The organism is Rhodococcus sp. BP-241, from assembly GCF_019836145.1.
Classification (GTDB): domain Bacteria; phylum Actinomycetota; class Actinomycetes; order Mycobacteriales; family Mycobacteriaceae; genus Rhodococcoides.
Map to the genome: position 1 here is coordinate 477,757 of NZ_JABUEI010000003.1, position 25,950 is coordinate 503,706.

The following is a 25,950-nucleotide window of genomic DNA, read 5'->3' on the forward strand; positions in this document are numbered from 1 at the left end:
ACTCCCTCGTCGGTGGTGCGTGCCGGGTGCGCGCACCACTGTTACATCCGGACGACGGTGACCGCTGTTACGGACGGACGGGCTCGGCGTGTCGGCCGAGTACCCTGGGTACGTTCCGACCAGTGATCCGCACAGCTGCGGTCACCGAAGAAAGGCCTTCGTGAGCACCCCGTCCGTCGACACCGACACCACCACCGCGGTCACCGCCGCCGGCACCACCCCGCCGAAGAACCTCCGGCGCGAGGTGGAGCGTCGTCGCACCTTCGCGGTGATCTCGCATCCCGACGCGGGCAAGTCGACGCTCACCGAGGCCCTGGCTCTGCACGCGCGGAAGATCTCCGAGGCCGGTGCGATCCACGGGAAGTCGGGTCGCCGCTCCACCGTCTCCGACTGGATGGAGATGGAGAAGGCGCGCGGTATCTCCGTCAGTTCGACGGCGCTGCAGTTCGACTACGCCGATCACACCATCAACCTGGTGGACACCCCGGGTCACGCCGACTTCTCGGAGGACACCTACCGCGTGCTGACCGCGGTGGACGCCGCCGTGATGCTGATCGACGCGGCGAAGGGTCTGGAACCGCAGACGCTGAAGCTGTTCCAGGTGTGTCGGCACCGCGGCATCCCGGTCATCACCGTGGTCAACAAGTGGGACCGGCCGGGCCGCTCCCCCCTCGAGCTGCTCGACGAGATCGAGGAGCGCATCGGTCTGACGCCGACCCCGCTGTACTGGCCCGTCGGTATCGCGGGTGACTTCCGCGGACTGCTCGACGTGTCGGAGCACCAGTACATCCACTTCACCCGCACGGCCGGTGGCGCGACCATCGCACCCGAGGAGTTCATGGACTCCGAGGCGGCGCAGTCCCGTGAGGGCGACGACTGGACCACCGCCGTCGAGGAGAGCGAGTTGCTCGTCGAGAGCGGGCAGCGCCACGACGAGGACGAGTTCCTCGCGGGCCGGACGTCTCCGGTGATCTTCGCGTCGGCGATGCTGAACTTCGGCGTGCACCAGATCCTCGACACCCTCGTCTCGTTCGCTCCGGCCCCGGGCCCCCGTCCCGATGTGGCCGGTGGTGAGCGCGAGGTCACCGACCCCTTCAGCGCGGTCGTGTTCAAGGTGCAGGCCGGCATGGACACCGCACACCGCGACCGCCTCGCCTTCATGCGCGTGGTCTCCGGAGTCTTCGAGCGCGGCATGGTGGTCACCCATGCCCAGACGGGCAAACCGTTCACGACGAAGTACGCGCTGACGGTGTTCGGCCGCGAGCGCACCACGGTGGAGAACGCCTACCCCGGCGACGTCGTCGGGCTGGTCAACGCCACCGCGCTCGCTCCCGGCCACACGTTGTACGCGGATCGCAAGGTCGAGTTCCCGCCGATCCCGTCCTTCGCTCCCGAGCACTTCGCCGTCCTCCGCGCGGAGAGCGCGAGCAAGTACAAGCAGTTCCGTCGCGCCGTGGACCAGATGGATCAGGAGGGTGTCGTCCAGATCCTGCGCAACGACATCCGCGGAGACGCGTCACCCGTCCTCGCCGCCGTGGGGCCGATGCAGTTCGAGGTGGTGTCCGCGCGCATGAAGTCCGAGTTCGGCGTCGAGGCGCGCATGGAGCCCCTGGGCTACTCGATCGCTCGACGCACCGACGCGGCGTCCGCCGGGGAGCTCGGTCGCCAGCGCGGCGTCGAGGTGTTCACCCGCACGGACGGCGTGATGTTGGCGCTGGTCAGTGACAAGTGGCGGCTGCAGTACATCCAGAAGGAGCTGCCGGACCTGCTGCTCGAGCCGCTGGTCGCCGCGGCCGACTGATTCTCTGGGACATCTCCACACCACCTCACCCCAAGATTGGTGTCATCTCCAATCCATAGGGTCAAAACTGTTCGCTGTTTCCTTCCCGTGGTACTTTTTCTCTGTTCGAACGTACTTCTGGTTTGTTCTTCGGAAGTACTCGAGTCACGTACCGAGACGATCGAGGAGCAGTCCGAGTAATGAGCGATGGATCAAGTGGGCCCCTCACGGGGATCAAGATCGGCAAGGCACCAGCCCACCGATCCAACGGGACACCTTCGAGCGTCACTCCGAGCAAAAGTGAGGTCGACATGACAACCAGTGATCAGATTTCCGAACACGCGTTGCCTGGCGGCAGCACGTCCATCAACGGATCGTCGAACGGCAGCAGCTTCGCCTCGGGTCGTCACCCGAGCCCCGATCGCCGCACGGCCATGGGCATCGCGTCCATCCGCATCGCGGGACGGCTGACCCAGAACGAGATCACCAGCCGCGACACGCGCCCGATGGATTCCTCCACCGGACCCGACGAGCTGCTGCAGCTCCTCGGTGAGTACCTCACCTCCGGTGGGCTCGCGAGCCCCGAGCTGCACGTGCGTTCCAACGGCACGACGGTGGTGCTCGATCTGCAGAACCCCGCCAAGGGCTTCCGCTGATCCTCCCCTGACACACGAGAATGGCCCCCGGCATCGCCGGGGGCCTTTCTCGTGCTGTCGTCATCCGTCCCCGTGACGCACGAAGGCGACCCGAGAAGAATATCGGGTCGCCTCGTACTACTTCACGACGGACACAGTCGGGGGACGACCGCCGCGAAGAGAGTGTTCGTCCTCATGATCCCTGTGGAAAAGGATCAGGCGGGGGGCATCATGACCGAGTCGACCAGGTAGACGGTCGCGTTGGCGGTCTTGACGCCACCGCAGACCAGGTTCGAGTCGTTGAACTTCAGCGTGTCGCCCTCACCGGTGACGTTGACTGCCTGGCCCTCGACCGAGGTCTGCTCGCCGGCGATGGCGTCGGGAGCGATCTGGCCGGGGATCACGTGGTACGTGAGGATCTTGGTGAGCAGCGCGGAATCGGTCTTCAGCGTCTCGATGGTGGCCGGGTCGATCTTTGCGAACGCGTCGTCGGTCGGGGCGATGACGGTGAACTCGGAGCCGTTCAGCGTGTCGACCAGGTTGACGCCCGGGTTCAGGCCACCGGAGACCGCTGCGGTCAGGGTGGTGAGGATCGGGTTGTTGGAGGCGGCGACGGCGACCGGATCGGCAGCCATTCCGCTCACGGAGCCGGCACCGTCCGGGACCTGCTCGGCGTAGGCGGCGCAGCCCGAGCCGACGAGGTTGGAGGCCGGATCGGCACTCGAGTTCATCGCGGTGGAGGAGGACATGGCCGACGAGGTCATCGACTCCATGCTGCTGCTCGCGGTGGTCTCGGTGGTGCTGCTGCTGTCGTCGGACGAACATGCGGACAGTCCGAGGAGTGCAACTGCTGCGAAGCCGACTGCTACTGCACTCTTGCTCTTGGTGACGCTCATGGCGAGAACCCTTCTTGTACGGATCTGATAGCCGCTCACCGCCGGTGATGATCACCGGCCGCTGTCGGTTGTGTCATCCACCATTCGGATCCGGGTCCCATGGGGGATTGGTGACGGTTGTGAGAAAAATTCCCCACCAGTCACTTCGGGGTCCGACCAGGGATCACTCCCTGGGATCGGTACGCCCCGGCCCCAATTCGGCGGGCAGATCGGTCGGAAGGCAGGTTTCCTGTGTGGCCGTGAACCATCCGGTGTAGCGGAACAACCGCCCGAGCGTGCGGCCACGCACCTCGATGTCGATGCGGTGGCGCTGCTGCTCCTCGTCCCACCACTCGCGGCCGATGGTCTCCGCCGACAGGAGACCCGGCGGCTTGATCGACCCACGCGGAGCGAGGAACCGGGGCAGACCGCTGTCGAGCCGCAGGCCACCGTCGGCGTCCGCGGAGCACTGGGTGTGCACCACCATGTCGGGGCCGGCACCGATGTAGTCGAGTGCGCCGCGCGATCCCACGACCATCACCGAGTCGAGTGCCACCTCGTGGCCGGGGAACTGGAACCGCCGGACGAACGCCAGCGTGGGCCTGCCCAGCTCGTCCGTGTACGCGTAGTTGGCGATGGTGAAGGGGATGTTCTCGCCCGAGTCGGAGGGGACCATCCGCCGCTTGCCACCGAGCCACAGGGCCGGCGGCGGCAGCAGCGGAGAGTGCGTGATGGTCTCCATGACACCGGTGCCGAACTGCGCCACATGGTCGTCCGCACCGAAACCGAAGCGCCACTGCACCTTCGGGTGAAGCTTCTCGAACTCCGAGCCCATGACCTCGGACACGACGGATGTCATCGTCACTCCTCGCGCAGAACGCGGTCGCCGATCGACCGCCTGAACGCGAGGGTAGACCGTGTCAGCCCAGTTCCTCGGCCAGCTCCATCCAGCGCTCCTCGACGGAGTCCTTCTCCGCGACGACGGTGAGCAACTCGGCGTTCAGCGACTGCAACGTCGCCGGGTCCGTCGCCGCCTCGGCCAGCGAGACGTGCAGTGCGCGCACCCGATCGTCGAGCTTGACCAGGGAGCGCTCGAGCTTCGAGAGTTCCTTGCGAGCGGCGCGCTCGTCGGCACCGCCCTTGGCCGCGGCCGGCTTCGCTCCCCCGCCCGACGTCATTCCCGGAGCCGCGTCGTCGGCTGCGGCGATTCGCGCGCGACGCCGCAGGTACTCCTCGATGCCACCCGGCAGGTTGGTGAGCTTGCCGTCGCCGAACAGAGCCCACGTCGAGTCGCAGACGCGCTCGATGAGGTACCGGTCGTGACTGATGACGATCATGGTGCCGGCCCAGCCGTCGAGCAGATCCTCGAGCTGCTGCAGCGTGTCGATGTCGAGGTCGTTGGTCGGCTCGTCGAGGAGCAGGACGTTCGGCTCGGACATCAGCACGCGTGTCAGCTGCAGTCGACGGCGCTCGCCACCCGACAGGTCACCGACGGGCGTGCGCTGCCGTGCAGGCGTGAAGCCCAGCCGCTCGGCGAGCTGTCCGGCGGAGATCTCCCTGTCACCCAACTGAATTCGTTCCGCGACGTCCTGGACCGCCTCGAGCACGCGCATCCCGACGGGCAGGTCGTCGAGTTCCTGGCGGAGCCAGCCGATGCGCACCGTCTTGCCCTCGATGCGGCGGCCCTTGGCGGGTTCGAGCTCGCCGGCGATGGTGCGGAGCAACGTCGTCTTGCCGGAGCCGTTGACACCGACGAGACCGATGCGCTCCCCCGGCGCGAGGCGCCACGTGAAGTCCTCCACCAGTACGCGACCGTCCGGGGTCGCCAGCGTGGCGTCCTCGAGCTCGATGACGATGCGGCCCAGCCGGGTCTGCGCGAACTTCGACAACGCGACCGAGTCGCGCGGCGGCGGCACGTCCGAGATGAGGGCCTCGGCGGCCTCGATGCGGTAGCGCGGCTTCGAGGTTCGAGCGGGCGGGCCGCGGCGCAGCCAGGCCAGCTCCTTGCGGGCGAGGTTGCGGCGACGATCCTCCGCGGCATCGGCCTGGCGAGAGCGCTCCGCGCGAGCGAAGATCCAGTCGGCGTAGCCGCCCTCGTACGTCTCGACCTGACCGTTCACCACTTCCCAGGTGCGGGTGGCGACGGTGTCGAGGAACCACCGATCGTGGGTGACGACGACCAGTGCGGACCGCCGGTTCCTAAGATGCTCCGCGAGCCACTGGACGCCCTCGACGTCGAGATGGTTGGTCGGCTCGTCGAGCACGAGCAGGTCGAGGTCCTGCACCAGCGCGGCGGCGAGCGCTGTGCGTCGGCGCTCACCGCCCGACAACTGCTCGACCGGTGCGTCGAGCCCGAGACCGGTGATGCCGATGCCGTCCAGAACGCTGCGGATCCGGGCGTCACCGGCCCACTCGTGCTCGGCGACACCGAGCGGTGCGAGGACGATGTCCCCGATGGTGGACCCGGGCGGCAGGACACCACGCTGCGTCACGACGGCCATCCGGAGGCCGCCCACGCGACTCACCCGGCCCGAGTCGGGCTGCTCGACGCCCGCGAGCACCTCGAGCATGGTGGTCTTGCCGTTGCCGTTCAGGCCCACGACGCCGATGCGCTCGTTCTCCTGGACACCGAGCGAGACTCCGTCGAGGAGCGGCTTCACGCCGAAGGATTTGGAGACCTGCTCCAGGTTGATCAGGTTGGCCATCAGTGTTGTCCCCGGTTCGTGTCGTTCTGGTCGCGTTCGGTGCGCACTCGCGCTCCGCTCACCGGTCCACGTGCCACACGTACCGTGCGGCAGACGCCGGCGCCGGACAGTTCCGCGCCGACCTCGACCGCGTGGTCGGCGGAGGCACAGAGGAAGGCGCAGGTGGGTCCGGACCCGGAGACGATGCCGGCGATGGCACCCGCCTCGGTGCCGGCGCGCAGGGTGCGGCGAAGGCCCGGTTCGAGGGACAGCGCCGCGGCCTGGAGGTCGTTGCCCAGGAGCGGCCCGACCCGCGCCGGATCGCCCGACGCCAGGGCCTGCATCAGCTCGTCGGGTGCGCCGAGGCGCGGCGGCGCTCCCCGTTCGCGGAGCCGGTCGAGTTCGCGGTAGACCGCGGGAGTCGAGAGACCGCCCTTCGCGAGAGCGAGCACCCAGTGGAAGGAGTTGCGTGAGAGCACCGGCAGCAGCTTCTCGCCGCGACCCGTGCCGACGGCCGTGCCACCGGCGACGGAGAATGGGACGTCGCTACCGAGCTGCGCCGCGAAGTCCATGATCTTCTCGCGGGACAGGCCGAGGTTCCAGAGCGCGTCCAGCGCGACGACGGTCGCGGCCGCGTCGGCGCTGCCCCCGGCCATGCCCCCCGCGACGGGAATGCCCTTGTCGATGCTGATGGCGACGGCCGGCCGACGACCGGCATGGGCGGCGACGAGTTCGGCCGCCTTCCACGCCAGGTTGGTGTGGTCGGTGGGAACGATGCCCGCATCGTCCCCGTACACGCTGACGGACAGTGTCTCCGCGGCCACGACGGAGACGTCGTCGACGAGGGAGAGCGCGTGGAAGACGGTGGTGAGTTCGTGGTAGCCGTCGGGGCGCAGGTCACCCACGGCAAGGTGCAGATTGACCTTGGCGGGAGCGCGGACCGAGACCGGCCGCGGAACGACTGTGAGCACGTCTCACCACTGTAGTCGGCGTGCGCCCGAGTACCGAACCGGATCGAGGACCCGAACTGTCCGCAGTCGGGTGCATCATGTCGACATGCGCGAGACGTCCGCTCGACTGCTGGCTCTGCTGTCGTTGCTGCAGACCCGGCGCGACTGGTCCGGGGCCGATCTGGCCGAACGGCTCCAGATCACCCCGCGCACCGTGCGCCGTGACGTCGACCGGCTGCGGTCGCTGGGCTATCCGGTGGACGGAACGGTCGGCGTCGGCGGCGGGTATCGGCTGGGTGCCGGCGCGGAGATGCCACCCCTGCTGCTGACGGACGACGAGGTGATCGCCGTGGCGCTCGGGCTGCAGAGCGGCGCGTCCGCGTCCGTCACCGGCACCGCGGAGTCGTCGATAGGGGCCCTCACCAAGCTTCGGCAGGTGATGCCGTCACGGTTGCGTCACCGACTCGACGCACTGCAGATCGACGTCGTGCAGTCACGTCCGGTGCAGTCGAGCGTCGACGCGTCGGTACTGACGGCACTGGCGACCGTGTGCCAGAACCACGAACGCCTGCGGTTCGACTACCGCACCCACGGCGGGGACACCATGCGGCGTGAGGTGGAGCCGTACCGGCTCGTGCGGTCGGGGTTGCGGTGGTACCTCGTGGGCTGGGACCTCGCCCGTGAGGACTGGCGGTCGTTCCGCGTCGACCGCCTCGATCCGAAGGTGCCGACTGGGCCTCGCTTCACTCCTCGGGCCCTGCCCGAGGGCGGCGCCGCGGAGTTCGTGTCGAGGGGCATCGATCAGGCGTTCTCGGCCGCCCGCGGACGGGTCGTGCTGCACGTGCCGTTCGAACGGGTCGAGGACCGCGTCGATCCGCAGTGGGGCACCCTCGCCCGGCTCGACGACGAGCGGTGCGAGGTCTCGATCACCGCGGACACCTACCCGTCGATGGCGCGGTGGCTCGCCGCCTTCGACGTGGACTTCACCGTGTGTGGTCCGCAGGAGTTGATCGACGCCTGCGAGGTCGAGTCACGGCGACTCGACCGTGTCGCCGCCCGATACGCCCGTGCCCGCGACGAGCACCGCCCGCGTCAGGACTCGTGACCACCGGTGGTCTGCGCCAGTCGGACGAACGCGGCGGCGTCGAGCGTCTCCCCGCGCGCCGACGGGTCGATCCCCGCCTCGACGAGCCGCGTCTCCGCCATGGCCGCCGATCCGGCCCACCCCGCCAGAGCCGCACGTAACGTCTTGCGCCGCTGCGCGAATGCCGCGTCCACGACGGCGAACAGAGTGCGGCGGAACGTCTCGTCCATCGGCCACTGCGGATTCTCGTGCCGATCGACGCGCACCAGACCCGACTCCACCTGAGGCACCGGCCAGAACACCGAACGGCCCACGGCGCCCGCGCGGCGGACGTCGCCGAAGTACGCGGCCTTCACACTCGGCACCCCGTAGGTCTTGCTGCCGGGAGGAGCCGCCAGCCGGTCCGCCACCTCCGACTGCACCATCACCAGCGCGGTGCGCAGGGTGGGGATCAGGGCGAGCAGGTGCAGCAGCACCGGCACCGCCACGTTGTACGGGAGGTTGGCGACCAGTGCGGTCGGCGCGCCGGGAATCTCGTCGCGGCGCACGCGCAGGGCGTCCGCACCGACCACCGCCAACCGGTCGACTCGCGACTCGGCGCGCTCGGCGACGGTCTGCGGAAGACGCTGCGCCAGTACGGGGTCGATCTCGACGGCGACCACGTCGTGCACGACGTCGAGCAACGCCAGGGTCAGCGATCCGAGTCCCGGCCCCACCTCGAGCACCGTGTCGTCCGGACCGACTCCGGCCGCGGTCACGATGCGCCGCACCGTGTTCGCGTCGTGGACGAAGTTCTGGCCGAGGGTCTTGGTGGGCCGGACGCCCAGCTCGGCTGCGAGGGTGCGCACCTCCGCGGGCCCCAGCAGGCGGACGCGTGCCGGACCGGCTGCGGAATCGAACGCCGGCGAATCGGACGTCGGCGGGGAGACGGGAGGTTCGGACACGGGTGGAGCGTATGTCAGCGCAGCCCGAGCCTGCTGGTGCAGGAGGGCCAGGCGCCCCAGCCCTGGGTGCGCTGGGTCTGCGACGCGATCGCGATCTGCTCCTCGCGGGTGGCCAGGTCGGCGCGCGCCGCGTACTTGAGCCCGCCCTGCCGCTCCCAGGTGTTCTGGTCGAACTGCACGCCGCCGAAGAAGCCGTTGCCCGTGTTGATGGCCCAGTTCCCGGTGGCCTCGCACTGCGCGAGGGCGTCCCAGACGGCGCCGTTCTCGACCGGTGGCACCTCGGTGCCGGGCTTGGCACCGACGCGCACGGTCTTGGCGACCGGCGGTGTCGTGACGTCGGCCTTCACGAGCGTGCGGGAGACCTCGACACCGTTGACCTTGTTCACCGAGTAGGTCGCGTTCTGCTCGCCCGGAGCACCGGCGGACTCCTCGATCGTCTTGCTCATGTTCATCGTCGGGTCCTCGATGCGCTGATCCGGCGCGACGACGGGTTCGGTGACGCTGACGGTCTCCGTCCGATCGCGGGTCACCGTGACCACGGCGCCCTCGACGAGCGGCTCGTCCGCCGCGGGGGCGACCGTGTCGTTCTGTTCGAGAGGCGCACCGGCCGCGGCGAGGAACTCGCCGACGGTGGGTGCGGCGAGCCGCATCGGTGCGGGCGACGCGGCCCCGTCGGCGAGGGTCACGGACTTCGGCAGCACGACGTTGACGGAGGCACCGTCGAGCGGCAGCGGGTCGGACTCCGACTCGTCGATGTGGACGTCGGGAGCGATGCCCAACTGATCCTTGGCCTCGGCGACGGTGGAGGCGGTGGTCCACACCGTCGTCGGCGCACCGTCCACGGTGAGAGTCACCTCGCGGGCCCGCTTGAGCGTGACGGTCTCTCCGTCGGCGAGGGTCGCGTCCGCGGCGGGCGCGACCTCGTCCCGCTCGGTGGGCTGATATCCGGCGGCCTCGAGGGCGCTGCGGACGTCGGTGGTCATCGTGGAGAGCTGGACCTGCTGCCCGTCGACGTCGATCGTGACGGTCTTGTGGCGGGCCACGGCGACGCTCGCTCCCACGACGAGTGTGGCGAGAAGCGCGGCCACCACGACGTACAGCAGGCGGGACCGGGCGGAGTTGAGTCTGGCGACGTGCGACATCGTCACCGCGCTCCCGCCCCGGTGGACACGACTGGTCGAACGGACATCACGGACGAATAACGCAACTTCGATTTCCTTGCCGGGTCGAGACGATCACGAGGCCGAAAGGCTCGCATCGGGGTCATACGATCACGATACGGTAACGAGCGGGCACAGGTTCGGCAACTTCACGGCCTCGAGCAGCCCGTCGACCGTTCCTACCTTCCGGTAAGGGTCGTCGCGAGCCCCCCGGCCGATAGGGTCCGAGCCGACTGTTCACCTGCACCAGAACGGAAGGCTCTTCGTGAATCCGACCTCCCCACCGCGATCCGAACGCGGACGGTGGCACCGACTGCGCCGCCTCCCGGCGATCACCGCCGTCGTGGCACTCGTCGCGTTGGTGCTCGCACCCGCAGCGCAGGCCCAGCCGGCGCCCCCGAGCCCGGTGGAGGGTCGCACGTTCGCCATCGCCACCGACGTGACCTTCGCACCGTTCGAGTTCCAGAACTCCGACGGCCAGTTCGTCGGCATCGACATGGACCTGATCCGAGCGATCGCGGAGGACCAGGGTTTCCAGGTCGACATCCGGCCCCTCGGGTTCGACGCGGCGTTGCAGGCAGTGCAGGCGAACCAGGCCGACGGCGTCATCGCCGGCATGACGATCACGCCGGCACGCGAGGCCGTGTTCGACTTCTCCGAGCCCTACTTCGAGTCCGGCGTGCAGATGGCCGTGCTCGAGAACTCGTCGATCACCTCGTACGACGATCTCTCCGGGCAGCAGGTCGCGGTCAAGAACGGCACCGAGGGCGCCGACTTCGCGGAGAGCATCAAGGCGCAGTACGGCTTCACGACGCGGTACTTCGCCGACTCCGCGAGCATGTACGACGAGGTGCGCACCGGGAACTCGGTCGCCGTGTTCGACGACTACCCGGTGTTGCAGTACGGCATCACCCAGGGGAACGGTCTGAAGACGGTCACGGAGAAGGAGTCGCCGAGCAACTACGGCTTCGCCGTGAACAAGGGCGCGAACCCCGAGCTGCTCGCCGCATTCGACACCGGACTGGCCAACCTGCGGTCGTCCGGCCAGTACGACGAGATCCTCGGCACCTACATCGGCGCCGCGGCGGACGAGACGGACAACTCGATCCCCGGACTGATCAAGAGCGAGTACAAGGAACTACTGAAGGGTCTCTGGCTCACCATCGTCCTGACGGTCATCTCCATCGTGCTGGCGCTGATCCTCGGCGCCGTCTTCGGACTCTTCCGGGTGTCGACGAAGGCGTGGCTGCGCGGGATCGGCGCCACCTATGTGGCCATCTTCCGCGGCACGCCACTGCTGGTGCAGGCCTTCTTCATCTACTTCGGCATTCCCGCCGCGCTCAGCTTCCAGATGTCGGCGTTCACCGCCGGCATCATCACGCTGTCGCTCAACGCCGGTGCGTACATGGCGGAGATCGTCCGTGGCGGCATCCTGTCGGTGGACAAGGGCCAGATGGAGGCCTCGCGCAGTCTCGGCATCAGCTACCTGACGTCCATGCGCAAGGTCGTGATGCCACAGGCGATCCGGACGATGATCCCGTCGTACATCAATCAGTTCGTCATCACGCTGAAGGACACCTCGATCCTGTCGGTGATCGGCCTCGCCGAGCTCACCCAGTCGGGGCGGATCATCATCGCCCGCAACTTCCAGTCGTTCAACATGTGGCTGATCATCGGCGTCATGTACTTCGTCATCATCATGGCGTTGACGATGCTGTCGAACCGTCTCGAGAAGAGGATCAACAAGTGAGCACCGAGACCACCGCGCCCGACGCCGCTGCGGCCGAGGTCAAGATCCGCGCCATCGGACTGAAGAAGTCGTTCGGCGATCTCGAGGTGCTCAAGGGCCTCGACGTCGACGTCCACTCGGGTGAAGTGGTGTGCGTCATCGGCCCGTCCGGCTCGGGCAAGAGCACGTTCCTGCGCTGCCTGAACAAGTTGGAGGACATCACCGGCGGGACGGTCGTCGTCGACGGTTTCGACCTGACCGATCCGAAGGTGGACCTCGACTCCGTGCGCCAGCACATCGGCATGGTGTTCCAGCACTTCAACCTCTTCCCCCACATGAGCGTCATCGAGAACGTGATGCTCGCGCCCGTGGAGACGAAGAAGTCGGACAAGTCGAAGGCGCGCGAGAACGCCGTTCGTCTGCTGGCCCAGGTGGGCCTCGCCGACAAGGAGAACGCGAAGCCGGCGCAGTTGTCCGGTGGGCAGAAGCAGCGCGTCGCCATCGCACGTGCACTGGCGATGGACCCGGACATCATGCTGTTCGACGAGGCCACGAGTGCGCTGGACCCCGAGATGGTCGGCGAGGTCCTGCAGGTCCTCCGCGATCTGGCGAAGGGCGGCATGACGATGGTCGTCGTCACGCACGAGATGGGCTTCGCCCGCGAGGTGTCCGACCGTGTGATCTTCATGGCGGAGGGGTACATCGTCGAGGAGGGTTCGCCGGACGACCTGTTCGGCAACCCGCAGCACGAGCGAACGAAGGACTTCCTCGACAAGGTCCTGTGAGACGCGGGCCCCGCACCGAGAAGCCGCTACACCGACGAGAGGCACGACAGTGAGCGACGACCAAGAGATCATGCAGAAGATCACGGCGAAGATCGACGCTCGGTTGGGTGCGCAGACGAACGGTCTGCAGAACGAGGTGCCGCCCGGAGCGAGCACGCAGGACGACGACGAGGACGGTGAGCGCGGTCCCCTGGGCCGCGACTACCACCTCGCGGGCAAGTACGCGCAGGCTCTGGCCATCAACGAGCCCAGCGTGATCGACCGTGCCGAGTTCGATCGACTGGTGGAGACGTACGGGGACGACGACTGATCCGTCGCCACCACCCGATCGTGACCTGAGCATCGGTAACGATCGGGTGGTGGTCACCGACACACCCTTCGACCGCCGAGCAGAACGCTCGGTACGAACACCCTGGAGGCTCGGTGACCACTCTCCCGCGTTCGATGGCCGTTCTCACCGTGGCGGCCTGCGCCGCCGCCGCCGTGTCGTGCGGTTCCGCCGGTACGACCGGGACGGCGCTCCCTGCCGACGACCCGGCACCCTCGTCGTCCGCTCCGGCCCCCGCACCGGCACCCGCGCCGGAGACGAGGGTGGAGACGCAGACCGAGACGGTCACCGTGCCCGCACCCGCACCGGCGCAGCCGGCGCAGGTGGTGCCGTGCGTCGATCCGAGTTCGCTGAACGTGCGCACCGCCGTGGCGAACCTGGGCACCGACTCGCAGGGCGGGGCCTTCGTGATCGACGATCACACGCCCGGCACCAGCGCCGACCGGTGCCCGACGCTGGAGTGGGCGCGGGCGACGGGCACCGGCATCCGGAACGGGACGGTGCAGTCGCACGTCCTGTTCTTCACCAACTCGGGTGACTACCTCGGGACCGCCACGTCGGATGCGTACAGCTACACCTCGGTGGTCGGTGCGACCGACAGCACCGTCACGGTGCGCTACCGGTGGCTGAACCCCGACGACGCGTTCTGCTGCCCGTCGAACACCTCGTTCGTCGAGTTCGACCTCACCGGGAACACCATCACCCCGTACGGCGAGTTCCCGCCCCCGAACTAGAGGCGGTAGACCCGCTCGGCCGTCGCGGTCGCCGACGCCGCGACGTCATCAGCAGTTCGGCCGGTCGCCTCGGCCAGCGCACGGGCCGTGTAGGGCAGGCAGTACGGCTCGTTCGGAGCACCTCGGAACGGATGCGGTGTCAGGAACGGGGCGTCGGTCTCGAGCAGGTACTGCCCGTCCGGCACCAACTGGGCCGCTTCCCGCAACTCGTGGGAATTCTTGAAGCTCACCGTCCCGGAGAAGCTGAGCACGTAGCCGGCGTCGACGCACACCTGCGCCATCTCGGGACCCGACGAGAAGCAGTGGAAGATCACCGTCTCCGGCGCGCCCTCGTCGAGGAGCACCGCGAGAACGTCGTGGTCCGCGTCGCGGTTGTGGATCATGAGCGGCTTGCCGACGCGCTTCGCCAGGTCGATGTGCCAGCGGAAGCCCTCTACCTGCTCCTCCACCGCGGCGCAGCCGTCGAGCTTCCCCGGCCAGTAGTAGTCGAGCCCCGTCTCCCCCACGGCGACGGTGCGGGGATCTCGCGCGAGGCGTTCGATCTCCGCGCGGACCTCGTCGGTGAGCACGTTCGCGCGCGTCGGATGGATCGCGGTGGCGGCGTACACGCGGGAATCCCAGTGCGCGGCGGCGACGGCGAAGCGAGCAGCGTCCAGGTCGTCCGCGACGGTGACGACGCGTCCGACGCCCACCGATGCGGAACGATCGAGGATCGCCGCGACCGACGCTGCATCGGTGGCCCCGCACGCGTCGAGGTGCGTGTGCGCGTCCACGAGCGGTGAGAGCGGAGTGGGCAAGTCGGGGGCGGGACGGTCTCTCGGCACGAAAGATAGAGTAGGCGCACCATGACTGAGACCGGTTCGACCAAGCCTGCGTTCTACATCACGACCGCTATCGCCTACCCGAACGGTGATCCCCACATCGGCCACGCGTACGAGTACATCTCCACCGACGTCCTCGCTCGGTTCAAGCGGCTCGACGGGTTCGACGTGCGGTTCCTGACGGGAACGGACGAGCATGGTCTGAAGATGGCGCAGACGGCGTCGAAGGAGGGCATCTCCACCGCCGATCTCGCGCGTCGGAACTCGGACGCGTTCCAGGCCATGCAGGAGTCGCTGAAGATCACGTTCGACCGGTTCATCCGCACCACGGACGCCGACCACCTCGAGGCCAGCCGCGACCTGTGGCAGAAGATGACCGACAACGGCGACATCTACCTCGACTCGTACAGCGGGTGGTACTCGGTGCGGGACGAGGCGTACTACGCCGAGGGCGAGACCACGCTGCAGGACGACGGTTCCCGCATCGCGACCGAGTCGGGCACACCGGTGGAATGGACGGAGGAGTCGACGTACTTCTTCCGACTGTCCGCGTACCAGGACAAGCTGCTCGCGCTGTACGAGGAGCGTCCCGACTTCATCCTCCCGGCGGGTCGCCGCAACGAGGTGGCGAGCTTCGTGAAGTCCGGTCTCAAGGACCTGTCGATCTCTCGGTCCACCTTCGACTGGGGTGTCCAGGTTCCCGGCGATCCCGACCACGTCATGTACGTGTGGGTCGACGCGTTGACGAACTACCTCACCGGCGTCGGCTACCCCGACACCGACAGTGAGTCGTTCCGGAAGTTCTGGCCGGCCGACGTCCACATGATCGGCAAGGACATCGTGCGATTCCACGCCGTGTTCTGGCCGGCGTTCCTGATGTCGGCAGGTGTCGAGTTGCCGAAACGCGTTTTCGCGCACGGCTTCCTGACCAACAAGGGCGAGAAGATGTCCAAGTCGGTGGGCAACGTCGTCAGTCCGGCGGCCTTGATCGAGGAGTACGGCCTGGACTCGCTGCGCTTCTTCCTCCTGCGCGAGGTGTCGTTCGGACAGGACGGCAGCTACAGCCACGAGGCGATCGTCACCAGGATCAACGCCGACCTGGCCAACGAACTGGGGAACCTGGCTCAGCGGTCGCTGTCCATGGTGGCCAAGAACTGCGATGCGCAGGTGCCGACACCCGGCGAGTTCACCGCCGACGACGAGGCGATGCTCGCTCGCGTCGATGCCCTTCACGCCGTGGTGCGCGGCCACATGGACGCCGTCGAGATGCACCTGGCGCTCGACGCGATCTGGTCGGTACTCGCGGAGACCAACCGCTACTTCTCGTCGCAGGAACCGTGGGTTCTGCGCAAGACGGATCCGGCCCGCATGGCGACGGTGCTGTACGTGACCCTCGAGGTGCTCCGCGTGACCGTCCTGCTGACCCAGCCGTTCATGCCCGACAGCACAGCGAAGCTGCTCGACCTGCTCGGGGTGACGGAACGCGAGTTCGACTCGCTGACAACGCGTCTCACTCCCGGCGTCGCGCTGCCCAAGCCCACCGGCGTCTTCCCCCGCTACGTCGAACCGGAGGAGTGAGCGGACCGATCGGCGACCGTCGTTCCGACGACGACGAGCAGGATCAGGGCCGTCACGGCCGCACTGACGACGGCCGATCCGGGTACGGCCGTGGCCGCGAGCACAGCGACACCGCCGACCGGCGTCACGATGTTCACCAGCCGTGACGACCGGCGGCGCATCGCCACCATCCAGAACCCCAGGACGAAGACCGCCACCGGAATCGTGATCGCGGCGGAGGACTGACGGTCCGACAGCACTCCGTCACCCTCGATGTGCGCGACGGCCACCTCGATGCCCGCCGACACCGCGCCCGCCGCCGCGAACACGAAGTAGTGCGTGTAGCCGAAACTCAAGGAGCGGCCGAGTCTCGCCCCGACCGAATCCTCCTGCGACACCGAGAAGTACAGCCACCACATGCCGGCGACGACGACGAGCGTGGCCATCGCGAGGCCGACGAGTTCGACCGTGTGATCGTGTTCGTCGATGCCGCCGACGATGGCCGTGGCCGAGGCCAGCAACGACTCACCGAGCAGGATGAGCGTGAAGAGACCGTAGCGCTCGGCGATGTGCTCGCCGTGCAACGGCGTCCGTCCCGCGCGCTCCGCCAGCACGGGGACGGCGAGCTCCGCGGCCACCAGCGCGACGAACCCGAGCACGGTCACGCTGTCGGGAAGCGCGAGGCGGGCGACCCACAACACCTGCACGACGGTGATGCCCACCGCGTACCGCACGGCGGTGTCGCGGAACTCGTCGTTGCGCAGCCCCGCCCGTATCCACTGACTCACCATCGCCAGACGCATCACGACGTAGCCGATGGTCACCAGCGTGAAGTCGTAGTCGATCATGGCGTCGGAGACACCACTGGCCAGGATCAGCACTCCCGCCATCTGCACGATGGTGGTGACGCGGTACAGCCAGTCGTCGGTGTCGAACGACGTGGCGAACCACGTGAAGTTCATCCACGCCCACCAGATGGCGAAGAACACCATCGCGTAGGCACCGATGCCCGACGCGATGTGGTTCTCTTCCAGCAGATGGGCCAGTTCCACGGAGGCGAACGACACCGCGACGACGAAGACCAGGTCGAAGAACAGTTCCAGCGAACTCGCCGCTCGATGTTCCTCGTTCGGGTCCCGCGGAACCATCGGCCGCAGCGCAAGACTCACCCGTCGGCCAACTTCTCGAGCTCCTCGAGTGCGGTGTCGAGATGCGTGAGCATGCGCTGCAGCGACGGCACGCTACGCCGATCTCCGACGAGTCCGAAGTTGACGTTGTCGGCGTTGGTCGCGAGCGTGATGTTGAGCGCCTGCCCGTCCAGCACGATCGACGCCGGGTAGACACCGTCGAGTTTCGCACCGTTCCAGTACATCTCGGTCTTCGGACCGGGCACGTTCGAGATGATCACGTTGAACGGAGGCGGCGTGTTGCGCACGAAGCCCGGCACCGGTGTGAGCAGCAGCGGGGCCATCACGGCCGCGCCGTAGCTGAGCGCCTGCAGTGGAGACAGGGTGCGCATCATCGCCTTCGACTCGTTCATCGACGAGACGACGGCGGCGAGTCGGCGTTCCGGATCGGGTTGATCGGTACCGAGGTTGCAGAGCACCGTGGTGACGGCGTTACCGCCGTCCGCGTCCGCGCCGGCCTCCCGCATGGACACCGGCACCATCGCGATCAGCGGCTGGTCGGGCAGTGCGTTGCGGTCGATGAGATAGGACCGCAGCGCCCCGGAGCACATCGTCAGCACCACGTCGTTCAACGTGACCCCCAGCGCTGCCGCGATGTCCTTCATCCGCGACTTGGACCACTGCTGCGTGGCGAAGCGGCGTGCCCCGCCGATCGGCACGTTGAGCATCGTCCGCGGCGCGGTCAGAGGCAACACCATCTCGTTGCCGCGCAGCTTGTTCAGACCGATCCGGGCCGCGGCGGGTCCGACCCCGGCGAGCTCACCGGCCGCCTTGACGCCCGTGGACAGCAGCGACAGGACGCCACCGTCGTCGACCTTCGCGACCTCGGTGCTCTTCTTCTTCGGCCGCTCGAACAGCGCCGGGTCCCAGATCGGGCCGCAGTCACGGGCCTCGGGATCGGTGGTCAGGGTGCGCTCGAACAGCTTGAGCGCCGAGACACCGTCGACCAGCGAGTGGTGGATCTTGCTGTAGAGCGCGACGCGGCCGTCGGCCAGCCCCTCGATGATGTGCAGCTCCCACATGGGGCGATGCCGATCGAGCGGCGCACTGTGCTCGGCGGAGATGTAGCGCAGCAGCTCGCGGATGCGGCCCGGCCGCGGCAGCATGATGCGCCGGACGTGATGCTCGAAGTCGAGCTCCTCGTCGTAGATCCAGCGCACGGTGCCCATGAAGTTCACCGGCGGCGCCGGCCGCTTGCGGAACAGTTTGTAGACGTCGGTGGCGGCCTGGAACGTCTCGTAGAGCTGCATCCCGAAGTCGTCGCCGGCGTCCTCCGGGGGCACGAACAGCTGCAGTCCCCCGACGTGCATGGGGTGCTCGCGCGTCTCGGCCAGTAGGAACATCGACTCTGTGACCGGCATGAAGGGCATGGGGGCGGACCTCTCTCGAACTGCGGAACCGCGTGGTCACGGTGCGGCTCACCTGCAGGTTCACTGTGCTACCCGGAAGTAACGAACCCACAACTATTGCGACAACGTGGGGTCACGGTGTGACCCCGGCAACAACTATTCCTCGAGAAGTGTTTCGTTTCGGCCCTATCGTGCGATTCCCAGTACGAGCAAGGAAGTGGAGGGCCACCCATGAGCATCGCCTCGGCCGAGATGACCGCACCGTCGTCGCTGACACGCACGTCCGCCAGTCGCCGGGTGCGACGCGCCCTCGGCGTCGGCACCGCCGTGGACCGCCAGGAGTTCGAGGGCGGCAGCATGCAGTCCAAGCTTCTCGCCGCGTACCTGCGCCGCACGGTCCGTCCCTTCCTGGGCGTGTGGGCCCGGACCCACAGCCTGCCGTGGCCCATGTCGATGGTCGACCAGGCCGGCCGACTCCTCCCACCCGTGGGTGACACCACCGTCGCGCCCGTGCGGCTCGACGAGTGCCGGGCCGAGTGGGTCCGCACGGACAGCCCGCGTCGTGTCGGTGCCGACGGCAGGTCCGAGCGACCGACCCGCCGCGCGGACCGCGATCGCGTGATCCTGTATCTCCACGGCGGCGCGTTCGTGGTGTGCGGCCTCAACAGCCACCGCCGGCTCGTCTCGCGCATCGCCCAGTCCACCGGTGCCGACGTGCTGTCGGTCGACTACCGGATGATGCCGCGCAACCCCATCTCGCACGCGGTGGAGGACGGGGTCGACGGCTTCCGCTACCTGCTCGACGCGGGGTACCTGCCCGAACAGATCTTCATCGCCGGTGACTCCGCCGGCGGTTACCTGGCCTTCATGGTGGCGCTCGCCCTGCAGAGCCAGGGTCTGCCGCCCGCGGGCGGCATCATCGCCCTGTCTCCGCTCACCGATCTCGATCCGACGCGGAAGATGTTGCATCCCAACGCGTCCCTGTGCTCGGTCTTCCCCAAGGGCGCCGTGCCGGCGCTCACCGAGCTGGCGGACGAGGTCGAGGCCCGCATCGTCGTGGACGGCAAGCGTGGTCCCCGCGTCTGTCCCGTCGACGCGGACCTGTCCGCCCTCCCGCCGGTCCTGATCCAGGTCGGATCCACCGAGATGGTCTACGCCGACTCGGAACTGATGGCGGAGCGCCTGGCTGACGCCGGAATCGAGTGCCGTCTCCAGGTGTGGCAGGACCAGGTGCACGTGTTCCACGCCGCGGACTTCGTTCCCGAGTCGGCGCGGGCGATCTCGGAGATCGCCGTCTTCGTCGACGAGCAGGTCCGCCGCGGCACAGTTCCCCTGGCCGGCACCGGGACATGATCACGACACCGACCCAAACCGCCCTGTAGGTGTGGACGGTCGGTTACATTCACGCCATGGCTGTCAGCGGAAACAGAGAAGTCGAGATCGAGGCACCACCGGCCGACGTGCTCGCGGTCATCGCGGACCTCGAGGGTCTGCCGGCCTGGTCGTCGATCCACAAGAAGGTCTCGGTGCGCGAGCGTGACGATCAGGGTCGTCCCGTCCTCGCCGAGATGACCGTCGCCGTCATGGGATTCACCGACGAGCAGGTGCTGCGCTTCACGTGGTCCGACATGTCGGTGGCGTGGGACGTCGTCGAGAGCACCCAGCAGAAGTCGCAGCACGCGGAGTACCGCCTCAGCGAGACCGACAAGGGCACCCACCTCGAGTTCGAGATCACGCTCGACCCGAAGATCCCCGTGCCGGGATTCATCGTCAAGCGCGGGACCAAGTCCGTCCTCGAGACGGCGACCGACGGACTGCGCCAGCAGGTCGTCGGCTGACGTCGCGGCGTCGGCGTCAGCCGCGCGCGGCCAGCACCGCTTCGTAGAGCGCACGCTTGGACACGTCCGCCGCCGTCGTGGTGGCCACCCGTGCGCACGCGTCCTTGAGGCCGAGTCCGGCGGACACGAGATCCTCCACCTCCGCGACGAGGTCGGCGGGATCCGCACTGACGGGCTCGGCTCCGGCCAGGACAACCGTGATCTCGCCGCGCACGCCGTCGGCGGCCCACGCGGCCAACTCCCCCAGCGTCCCTCGCTTCACTTCCTCGTAGGTCTTGGTCAATTCCCGGCACACCGCGGCGCGCCGATCGGGGCCGAGTACCTCGGACGCGTCGGCGAGGCAGTCCGCGATGCGGTGCGGGGCCTCGAAGAACACGACGGCGCGGCTCTCCGTCGTCAGCGTGCGCATCCACGCCTGCCGGGGACCACGCTTGCGAGGGGCGAATCCGTCGAAGCAAAAGCGCTCCACCGGCAACCCCGACAGGGCCAGTGCGGTGGTCACGGCGGACGGCCCGGGCAGGCAGGTCACGCCGATCCCCGCCTCTGCGCACGCGGCCACCAGTCGGTAACCCGGGTCGCTCACGGAGGGCATACCGGCGTCGGTGACCAGCAGGACCCGCCGCCCCTCGCGCATCTCGGCGAGCAGCAGGGGAACCCGATCGACCTCGACCTGGTCGTAGAAACTGACGACGCGACCGGTGATCTGCACCCCGAGTGCCGTGGCCAAGGTCTTCGTGCGACGCGTGTCCTCCGCCGCGACGACATCGGCCGTGGCCAGTGCGTCGCGCAGTCGGGGCGACGCGTCTGCGGGGTCCCCCATCGGTGTCGCACCGAGTACCAGCACGCGTCGTCCTCATCTCGCTCGTCGGTCACGACCGCGGTCGCCGTCGGCATCTAGCCTACGATCGAATCGTGACCCTCGTGACCGCGCGTATCCCCACCGGTCGCGACGGTTCCGACGAGTACCTCACCGCGCCGCGCCCCGCTCTCCCGCCCGCAGTGTTCGGGCCCACCGACCGCATGCGCGGATGGATCGTCACCGCGGTCCTCACGGTCCTCGCGGCCGTCACCCGCTTCACGATGCTCGGCTATCCGACCGACGCCGGCACCCCGGTGTTCGACGAGAAGCACTACGCCCCGCAGGGCTACCAGGTGCTCACCGGCGGCGGCGTCGAGGACAACCCGGCCTACGGCCTCGTCGTCCACCCGCCCGTCGGCAAGCAGCTGATCGCCGTCGGCGAGGCACTGTTCGGCTACACCGGATGGGGTTGGCGGCTGTCGTCGGCCGTCTTCGGTGTGATCCTCGTTCTCCTCGTCGTCCGCATCGTTCGCCGCATGACGCGCTCGACGCTGCTGGGCGCGATCGCCGGGATCCTCATGATCGTGGACGGCGTCACGTTCGTGACGTCCCGAGTCGGCATGCTCGACATCTTCATGGTGGTGTTCGTCGTCGCCGCGTTCGGCGCTCTGGTCCGCGACCGCGACGACGTCCGTGAGCGGTTGCACCGGGTCGCCGTCGAGGGCCGCATGGAGATGACCACGTGGGGCCCGCGTCTCGGCGTCCGCTGGTGGCGGTTCGGCGGCGGACTCCTGCTCGGTCTGGCGTGCGGAACGAAGTGGTCGGGTATCTACTTCGTCGCGTTCTTCGGACTGCTCAGCGTCGCCTTCGACGTCGCGGCGCGTCGCCAGTACGGGGTCACCCGGCCGTGGGTCGGCACCGCCGTGCGCGACGTCGGACCCGCGCTGTACGCGCTGGTGGCGATTCCGCTCGTCGTCTATCTGGCCACCTACGCCGGCTGGTTCGCGAGTGAGACCGGCGTCGACCGCAACGCCGTGGGCACCGACATCGGGACGGGCGGACCGTTCTCGTTCGTGCCCGCCGCTCTGCGCTCGCTCTGGTACTACAGCGGCAACGTCCTCGACTTCCACGCCGGACTGACCAACTCGGCCGGTAACCGCCACCCGTGGGAGTCCAAGCCGTGGACGTGGCCGATGGGTCTGCGGCCGATGCTCTACTACTTCGCCGACGGGCAGCAGATCACCGGTTGTTCGACGGGCGGCAACTGCGTCAAGGCCGTCATGCTCATCGGCACGCCTGCTCTGTGGTGGGTCGCGTTCCCGATGCTCGGCTGGGCGCTGTGGAGCACCGTGGCCCGCCGCGACTGGCGCTACGCCGCCGTGCTCGTCGGCTACGGCGCCGGCATCCTGCCGTGGTTCCTGACCCTCGACCGTCAGATGTACTTCTTCTACGCCGCGGCGCTCGCGCCCTTCCTCGTCATGGGCGTCACCCTGGTCCTCGGCGACATCCTCGGGCGAGGACTCCGCGGTGGGCAGGGTCGCGAGCGCCGCACGCTCGGTCTGCTGCTGGTCTCGCTGTACGTCGCCGTGGTGATCGCCAACTTCGTGTGGCTCTGGCCGATCCTCACGGGTCTGCCCATCAGTCAGGAGACGTGGCAGCAGCAGCTCTGGTTGCCGAGCTGGCGCTGACCGCTCAGAGCTCGGTGCGCCCGGCCTTCGTCAGCCGGAGACGTCGACGACGTTGCGTGAGCACCAGTGGATCGTGCGACAGGTCGCGGTAGAGCGACACCGACAGCCCGATCATGACCAGCACGAACGGCGCCGCGGCGATGATTGTCATGGTCTGCAAGCCGTTGAGCGCGTCCGCGCCGCCCGTCCACAGGATGATCGCGGCGGTGCCACCGGTGATGGCTCCCCAGAACACGACGACCCAGCGGCTGGGCTCGAGGGTTCCGCGCTGACTGAGGGTGCCCATGACCATGGACGCCGCGTCGGCACCGGAGACGAAGAAGACGGCCACGAGAATCATCACGACGATCGTGGACAGTCCGAAGAGCGGCAGGTTCTCGAGCATGCCGAACAGCTGAGACTCGCTGCTGCCGCGCGCGGCCAGGTCGATGCCGTCGCGCTGTTCGCCGATACCGGCTCCGCCGAAGATCGAGAACCACACCAGGCTCACGGCACTCGGGATCACGATGACACCGATGATGAACTCACGAACGGTGCGGCCACGGCTGATGCGGGCGAGGAACATGCCGACGAAGGGGGTCCAGGAGACCCACCAGGCCCAGTAGAAGATCGTCCACGACGACAGCCACGACGCGGTCTCCGGATCGGACGACGCCGCCGAGCGAGCCGACATGTGGAACAGCTGGCTCGCGTAGTCGCCGATGGTGGTGGGAATCAGGTTGAGGATCAACACCGTCGGGCCCAGCACGAACACGAAGAGTGCGAGGACGAGTGCCAGCACCATGTTGATGTTGGACAGCCACTGGATGCCCTTGGCGACGCCGGAGACCGCGGACGCGACGAAGGCGAGGGTCAACAGCGCGACGATGGCGACGAGCAGGAGCGTGCCGGCCTCACCGAGCCAGCCGATGACCTCGACACCCGAACCGATCTGCAGAGCACCGAGTCCGAGGGAGGCGGCGGTACCGAACAGCGTCGCGAAGATGGCGAGGATGTCGATGACCTTGCCGATCGGGCCCTCGGCGCGGCGACCGAGGAGCGGGAGGAAGGCGGAGCTGATGAGCTGACGACGGCCGCGGCGGTAGGTGCTGTACGCGACGGCGAGACCCATGACGGCGTAGATGGACCACGGATGCAGGCTCCAGTGGAACATCGTGGTGGCCATGGCCGTTCCGACACTGCTGTCGGTGCCGGGCGGCGGCGTGACGAAGTGCGTCAGCGGCTCGGAGACGCCGTAGAACATCAACCCGATGCCCATGCCGGCGCTGAACATCATGGCGATCCAGCTGACGGTCTTGAACTCCGGCTTCTCCCCGTCCTTGCCGAGCGGGATACGTCCGTACTTCGACATCGCCAGGTAGATGCAGAAGAGCACGAAACCGGTGGCGGAGATGATGAACAGCCAGCCCATGTTGGTGACGAGCCAGTCCAGCATCGAGGACGTCACGTTCTCGAGGCTCGTCGGTCCGGCCAGTCCCCAGACGATGATGCCCGTGACGACGGCTGCCGCGACGCCGAACACCACGGGGTCGAGGGTGGCGCGCCGCGGCGCCGGTTCCTGCGACCCGGGGTCCTGCGCATCGGGGTGCGCGGAGGTGGGCAGCACGGCAGATGCCGCGGACGAGGGAACGTCCGCGGCATCATCGCGTGGGGTGTCAGCCGGTCCTGTGTCCGTGTCCATACGCGATGTCATGAGACGTCACGTTGCTCGCCTCGACGCCCCGGTGCAAGTTCACAGACTGTTTTTGCAGGTCAGGACGATACGCGTGCACGTGACTTCGGACGGCGGAATGCGCGGTCGACACTGTACGTGCCCGAGCCGACTGCCGCGAGGAGTAGCGCTCCGGCGCCGAGTGCGACGACCAGTTCCCAGCCGCCCTCGCCGACGAACACGCCCTTGTCGAGGTGCACGAAGACGAGCGCGCCGACCATGTCGACGACCAGCAGCAGAGCCGCGACGGACGTCAGCACGCCCAGGATCAGAGCGGCTCCACCGATGAGCTCGACGAAGGTGGCGAAGTACGCCGACACCTGCGGGGCCGGAATGCCCATGCCCTCGAAGCCGGCGGTGGTGGCATCGAGCCCGTTGGTACGCAGTTTCTGCCACCCGTGGGCGACGAACACGACGCCCAGGGCGATGCGCGCGACGAGTGCGGCGATGTCTCGAACGACGACAGGTGTCTTCACAGTGATCCTCTGATGGGTCGGGGTGGATTCGGGATCACGATGACACACTTTAAGTTGAAGCGTCAACCTAAGTGGTGTCAGGAGTCCGCGAGCGCCATCCGCACGTAGCGCAGAGCCACCTCGTCGTCGATGCCGGCGCGACGCGCCGCGCGGACGTACTCCGTGGCCGCGAGTTGCACTGCCCCGGCCGAAGGATCGCCGCCGGCCGCCACGAAGGTGCCCGACCGCCCCCGGGTCTCGATCACGCCGTCCTTCTCGAGTTCGCGGTACGCCTTCGCCACCGTGTTGGGAGCGAGGTCCAGCGTCGCCGCGAGAGCTCGCACCGTCGGCAGTTTCGATCCCGCGATGAGCTGCCCCGACCGCACCGCGGCCACGATCTGCGACCGCACCTGGTCGAACGGCGCCGTCCCCGACGCACCGTCGATCGTGAACCTCATCGGTCCCACTCCCGCCATACTTGCTCCATGTCCGTCACGATCTATCACAACCCCCGGTGCTCGACGTCCCGCAACGTACTCGCGGCCATCCGCGACGCGGGGGTGGAGCCGACCATCGTGCCCTACCTGACCACCCCGCCGGACGAGGCGACGTTGCGAGCCCTCATCTCCGATGCCGGCCTCACCCCGCGCACCGCTGTGCGCAAGCGCGAGACACTGTACAAGGAACTCGATCTCGCGAATGCCGACGACGAGACGGTCCTGCGCGCCATGCTGACGCATCCGGTTCTCATCGAGCGACCCTTCGTGGTCGGCGAGAAGGGCACCGTCCTGGCGCGCCCGGCGGCCACGGTGAGCACGGTCCTCTGACCGGCCGGAGGTCAGCGGGAAGGCCGGAGG

At 68.1% G+C, this 25,950-nt stretch carries 25 protein-coding genes; 12 read left to right on the forward strand and 13 right to left on the reverse strand.

The window, feature by feature from the left end; genetic code table 11:
• The first annotated feature begins 160 nt into the window (after window positions 1-160).
• Together HQ308_RS08685 and HQ308_RS08690 are read left to right on the forward strand one after the other, a co-directional pair.
• Window positions 161-1,801 (forward strand): peptide chain release factor 3, encoded by a 1,641-nt coding sequence (locus tag HQ308_RS08685; RefSeq protein ID WP_056447083.1) that lies wholly within the window; start codon window positions 161-163, stop codon window positions 1,799-1,801.
• Window positions 1,802-2,091: 290 nt separating this feature from the next.
• Entirely contained in the window at window positions 2,092-2,436 is a 345-nt protein-coding gene (locus tag HQ308_RS08690) for a hypothetical protein (protein WP_261775860.1), read from the forward strand.
• 194 nt (window positions 2,437-2,630) lie between these two features.
• Here the strand turns inward: HQ308_RS08690 and HQ308_RS08695 are convergent, their stop codons facing one another.
• The 4 genes from HQ308_RS08695 to HQ308_RS08710 all read right to left on the reverse strand — a co-directional run bounded on the left by HQ308_RS08695 (window position 2,631) and on the right by HQ308_RS08710 (window position 6,945).
• Window positions 2,631-3,311: a fasciclin domain-containing protein gene (locus HQ308_RS08695; protein ID WP_027504081.1), complete on the reverse strand. Its 681-nt coding sequence runs from the start codon at window positions 3,309-3,311 to the stop codon at window positions 2,631-2,633.
• Window positions 3,312-3,474: 163 nt separating this feature from the next.
• Window positions 3,475-4,149 carry a DUF4166 domain-containing protein gene (locus HQ308_RS08700; RefSeq protein WP_027504082.1) on the reverse strand — a complete coding sequence of 225 codons (675 nt, stop codon included), beginning with the start codon at window positions 4,147-4,149 and terminating at the stop codon, window positions 3,475-3,477.
• Between the two features lie 61 nt (window positions 4,150-4,210).
• On the reverse strand, window positions 4,211-5,995 hold the full coding sequence (locus HQ308_RS08705; RefSeq protein WP_222646156.1) for an ABC-F family ATP-binding cassette domain-containing protein: 1,785 nt from the start codon (window positions 5,993-5,995) through the stop codon (window positions 4,211-4,213).
• A complete protein-coding gene (locus HQ308_RS08710) occupies window positions 5,995-6,945 on the reverse strand; it encodes a 4-(cytidine 5'-diphospho)-2-C-methyl-D-erythritol kinase (RefSeq protein WP_027504084.1) in 951 nt (316 codons plus the stop codon). The genes HQ308_RS08705 and HQ308_RS08710 overlap by 1 nt, the downstream gene beginning before the upstream one ends.
• Window positions 6,946-7,030: 85 nt before the next feature.
• Between HQ308_RS08710 and HQ308_RS08715 the strand changes: the two genes are divergently transcribed.
• Complete coding sequence (locus tag HQ308_RS08715) at window positions 7,031-8,029, forward strand: YafY family protein (RefSeq protein ID WP_222646157.1); 999 nt, start codon at window positions 7,031-7,033, stop codon at window positions 8,027-8,029.
• Here HQ308_RS08715 and rsmA read toward each other — a convergent pair.
• Window positions 8,017-8,874 (reverse strand): 16S rRNA (adenine(1518)-N(6)/adenine(1519)-N(6))-dimethyltransferase RsmA, encoded by an 858-nt coding sequence (gene rsmA / locus HQ308_RS08720; RefSeq protein WP_051613059.1) that lies wholly within the window; start codon window positions 8,872-8,874, stop codon window positions 8,017-8,019. The genes HQ308_RS08715 and rsmA overlap by 13 nt on opposite strands.
• Before the next feature lie 92 nt (window positions 8,875-8,966).
• Window positions 8,967-10,094 carry a resuscitation-promoting factor gene (locus HQ308_RS08725; protein WP_222629006.1) on the reverse strand — a complete coding sequence of 376 codons (1,128 nt, stop codon included), beginning with the start codon at window positions 10,092-10,094 and terminating at the stop codon, window positions 8,967-8,969.
• A 379-nt stretch (window positions 10,095-10,473) separates the two neighbouring features.
• Between HQ308_RS08725 and HQ308_RS08730 the strand changes: the two genes are divergently transcribed.
• The 4 genes from HQ308_RS08730 (at window position 10,474) to HQ308_RS08745 (ending at window position 13,688) form a co-directional block, all read left to right on the forward strand.
• Entirely contained in the window at window positions 10,474-11,862 is a 1,389-nt protein-coding gene (locus tag HQ308_RS08730; protein ID WP_373425295.1) for an amino acid ABC transporter substrate-binding protein/permease, read from the forward strand.
• On the forward strand, window positions 11,859-12,626 hold the full coding sequence (locus tag HQ308_RS08735) for an amino acid ABC transporter ATP-binding protein (protein ID WP_082544604.1): 768 nt from the start codon (window positions 11,859-11,861) through the stop codon (window positions 12,624-12,626). The genes HQ308_RS08730 and HQ308_RS08735 overlap by 4 nt, the downstream gene beginning before the upstream one ends.
• Window positions 12,627-12,675: 49 nt before the next feature.
• Window positions 12,676-12,936 (forward strand): hypothetical protein, encoded by a 261-nt coding sequence (locus tag HQ308_RS08740; RefSeq protein ID WP_027504090.1) that lies wholly within the window; start codon window positions 12,676-12,678, stop codon window positions 12,934-12,936.
• 113 nt (window positions 12,937-13,049) lie between these two features.
• Window positions 13,050-13,688 carry an LppP/LprE family lipoprotein gene (locus tag HQ308_RS08745; protein ID WP_222646158.1) on the forward strand — a complete coding sequence of 213 codons (639 nt, stop codon included), beginning with the start codon at window positions 13,050-13,052 and terminating at the stop codon, window positions 13,686-13,688.
• Here HQ308_RS08745 and HQ308_RS08750 read toward each other — a convergent pair.
• On the reverse strand, window positions 13,685-14,512 hold the full coding sequence (locus HQ308_RS08750) for a TatD family hydrolase (protein WP_222646159.1): 828 nt from the start codon (window positions 14,510-14,512) through the stop codon (window positions 13,685-13,687). The genes HQ308_RS08745 and HQ308_RS08750 overlap by 4 nt on opposite strands.
• Window positions 14,513-14,533: 21 nt before the next feature.
• On the opposite strand from HQ308_RS08750, the gene metG reads away from it, so the two are divergent.
• Entirely contained in the window at window positions 14,534-16,087 is a 1,554-nt protein-coding gene (metG, locus tag HQ308_RS08755; protein ID WP_222646160.1) for a methionine--tRNA ligase, read from the forward strand.
• Here the strand turns inward: metG and HQ308_RS08760 are convergent.
• Entirely contained in the window at window positions 16,066-17,235 is a 1,170-nt protein-coding gene (locus HQ308_RS08760; RefSeq protein WP_308115723.1) for a low temperature requirement protein A, read from the reverse strand. The two genes, metG and HQ308_RS08760, sit on opposite strands and share 22 nt — an antisense overlap.
• Window positions 17,232-18,623: a wax ester/triacylglycerol synthase family O-acyltransferase gene (locus tag HQ308_RS08765; RefSeq protein WP_222646161.1), complete on the reverse strand. Its 1,392-nt coding sequence runs from the start codon at window positions 18,621-18,623 to the stop codon at window positions 17,232-17,234. Before HQ308_RS08765 ends, HQ308_RS08760 begins: the two co-directional genes overlap by 4 nt.
• Before the next feature lie 336 nt (window positions 18,624-18,959).
• Between HQ308_RS08765 and HQ308_RS08770 the strand changes: the two genes are divergently transcribed.
• Together HQ308_RS08770 and HQ308_RS08775 are read left to right on the forward strand one after the other, a co-directional pair.
• The gene (locus HQ308_RS08770) at window positions 18,960-19,955 is read left to right on the forward strand and encodes an alpha/beta hydrolase (protein ID WP_155956926.1); all 996 of its coding nucleotides are present in this window, start codon (window positions 18,960-18,962) and stop codon (window positions 19,953-19,955) included.
• 56 nt (window positions 19,956-20,011) lie between these two features.
• Window positions 20,012-20,440, forward strand: a complete 429-nt coding sequence (locus tag HQ308_RS08775; RefSeq protein WP_027504095.1) for an SRPBCC family protein — start codon at window positions 20,012-20,014, stop codon at window positions 20,438-20,440.
• 16 nt (window positions 20,441-20,456) lie between these two features.
• Here HQ308_RS08775 and rsmI read toward each other — a convergent pair whose 3' ends face one another.
• Window positions 20,457-21,284, reverse strand: coding sequence for a 16S rRNA (cytidine(1402)-2'-O)-methyltransferase (gene rsmI / locus HQ308_RS08780; protein ID WP_307095321.1), 828 nt, complete (start codon window positions 21,282-21,284; stop codon window positions 20,457-20,459).
• A 176-nt stretch (window positions 21,285-21,460) separates the two neighbouring features.
• Here rsmI and HQ308_RS08785 point away from each other — a divergent pair, with 176 nt between their 5' ends.
• A complete protein-coding gene (locus HQ308_RS08785; RefSeq protein ID WP_222629038.1) occupies window positions 21,461-22,927 on the forward strand; it encodes a dolichyl-phosphate-mannose--protein mannosyltransferase in 1,467 nt (488 codons plus the stop codon).
• A gap of 4 nt (window positions 22,928-22,931) precedes the next feature.
• Here the strand turns inward: HQ308_RS08785 and HQ308_RS08790 are convergent, their stop codons facing one another.
• The 3 genes from HQ308_RS08790 to HQ308_RS08800 all read right to left on the reverse strand — a co-directional run bounded on the left by HQ308_RS08790 (window position 22,932) and on the right by HQ308_RS08800 (window position 25,551).
• Window positions 22,932-24,620 carry a BCCT family transporter gene (locus HQ308_RS08790; RefSeq protein WP_261775861.1) on the reverse strand — a complete coding sequence of 563 codons (1,689 nt, stop codon included), beginning with the start codon at window positions 24,618-24,620 and terminating at the stop codon, window positions 22,932-22,934.
• A gap of 59 nt (window positions 24,621-24,679) precedes the next feature.
• A complete protein-coding gene (locus HQ308_RS08795) occupies window positions 24,680-25,114 on the reverse strand; it encodes a DoxX family protein (protein WP_027504098.1) in 435 nt (144 codons plus the stop codon).
• 77 nt (window positions 25,115-25,191) lie between these two features.
• Window positions 25,192-25,551: a GntR family transcriptional regulator gene (locus tag HQ308_RS08800; RefSeq protein WP_222646162.1), complete on the reverse strand. Its 360-nt coding sequence runs from the start codon at window positions 25,549-25,551 to the stop codon at window positions 25,192-25,194.
• Window positions 25,552-25,578: 27 nt separating this feature from the next.
• On the opposite strand from HQ308_RS08800, the gene arsC reads away from it, so the two are divergent.
• Window positions 25,579-25,920 carry an arsenate reductase (glutaredoxin) gene (gene arsC, locus HQ308_RS08805; RefSeq protein WP_027504100.1) on the forward strand — a complete coding sequence of 114 codons (342 nt, stop codon included), beginning with the start codon at window positions 25,579-25,581 and terminating at the stop codon, window positions 25,918-25,920.
• The last annotated feature ends 30 nt before the right edge of the window (window positions 25,921-25,950 follow it).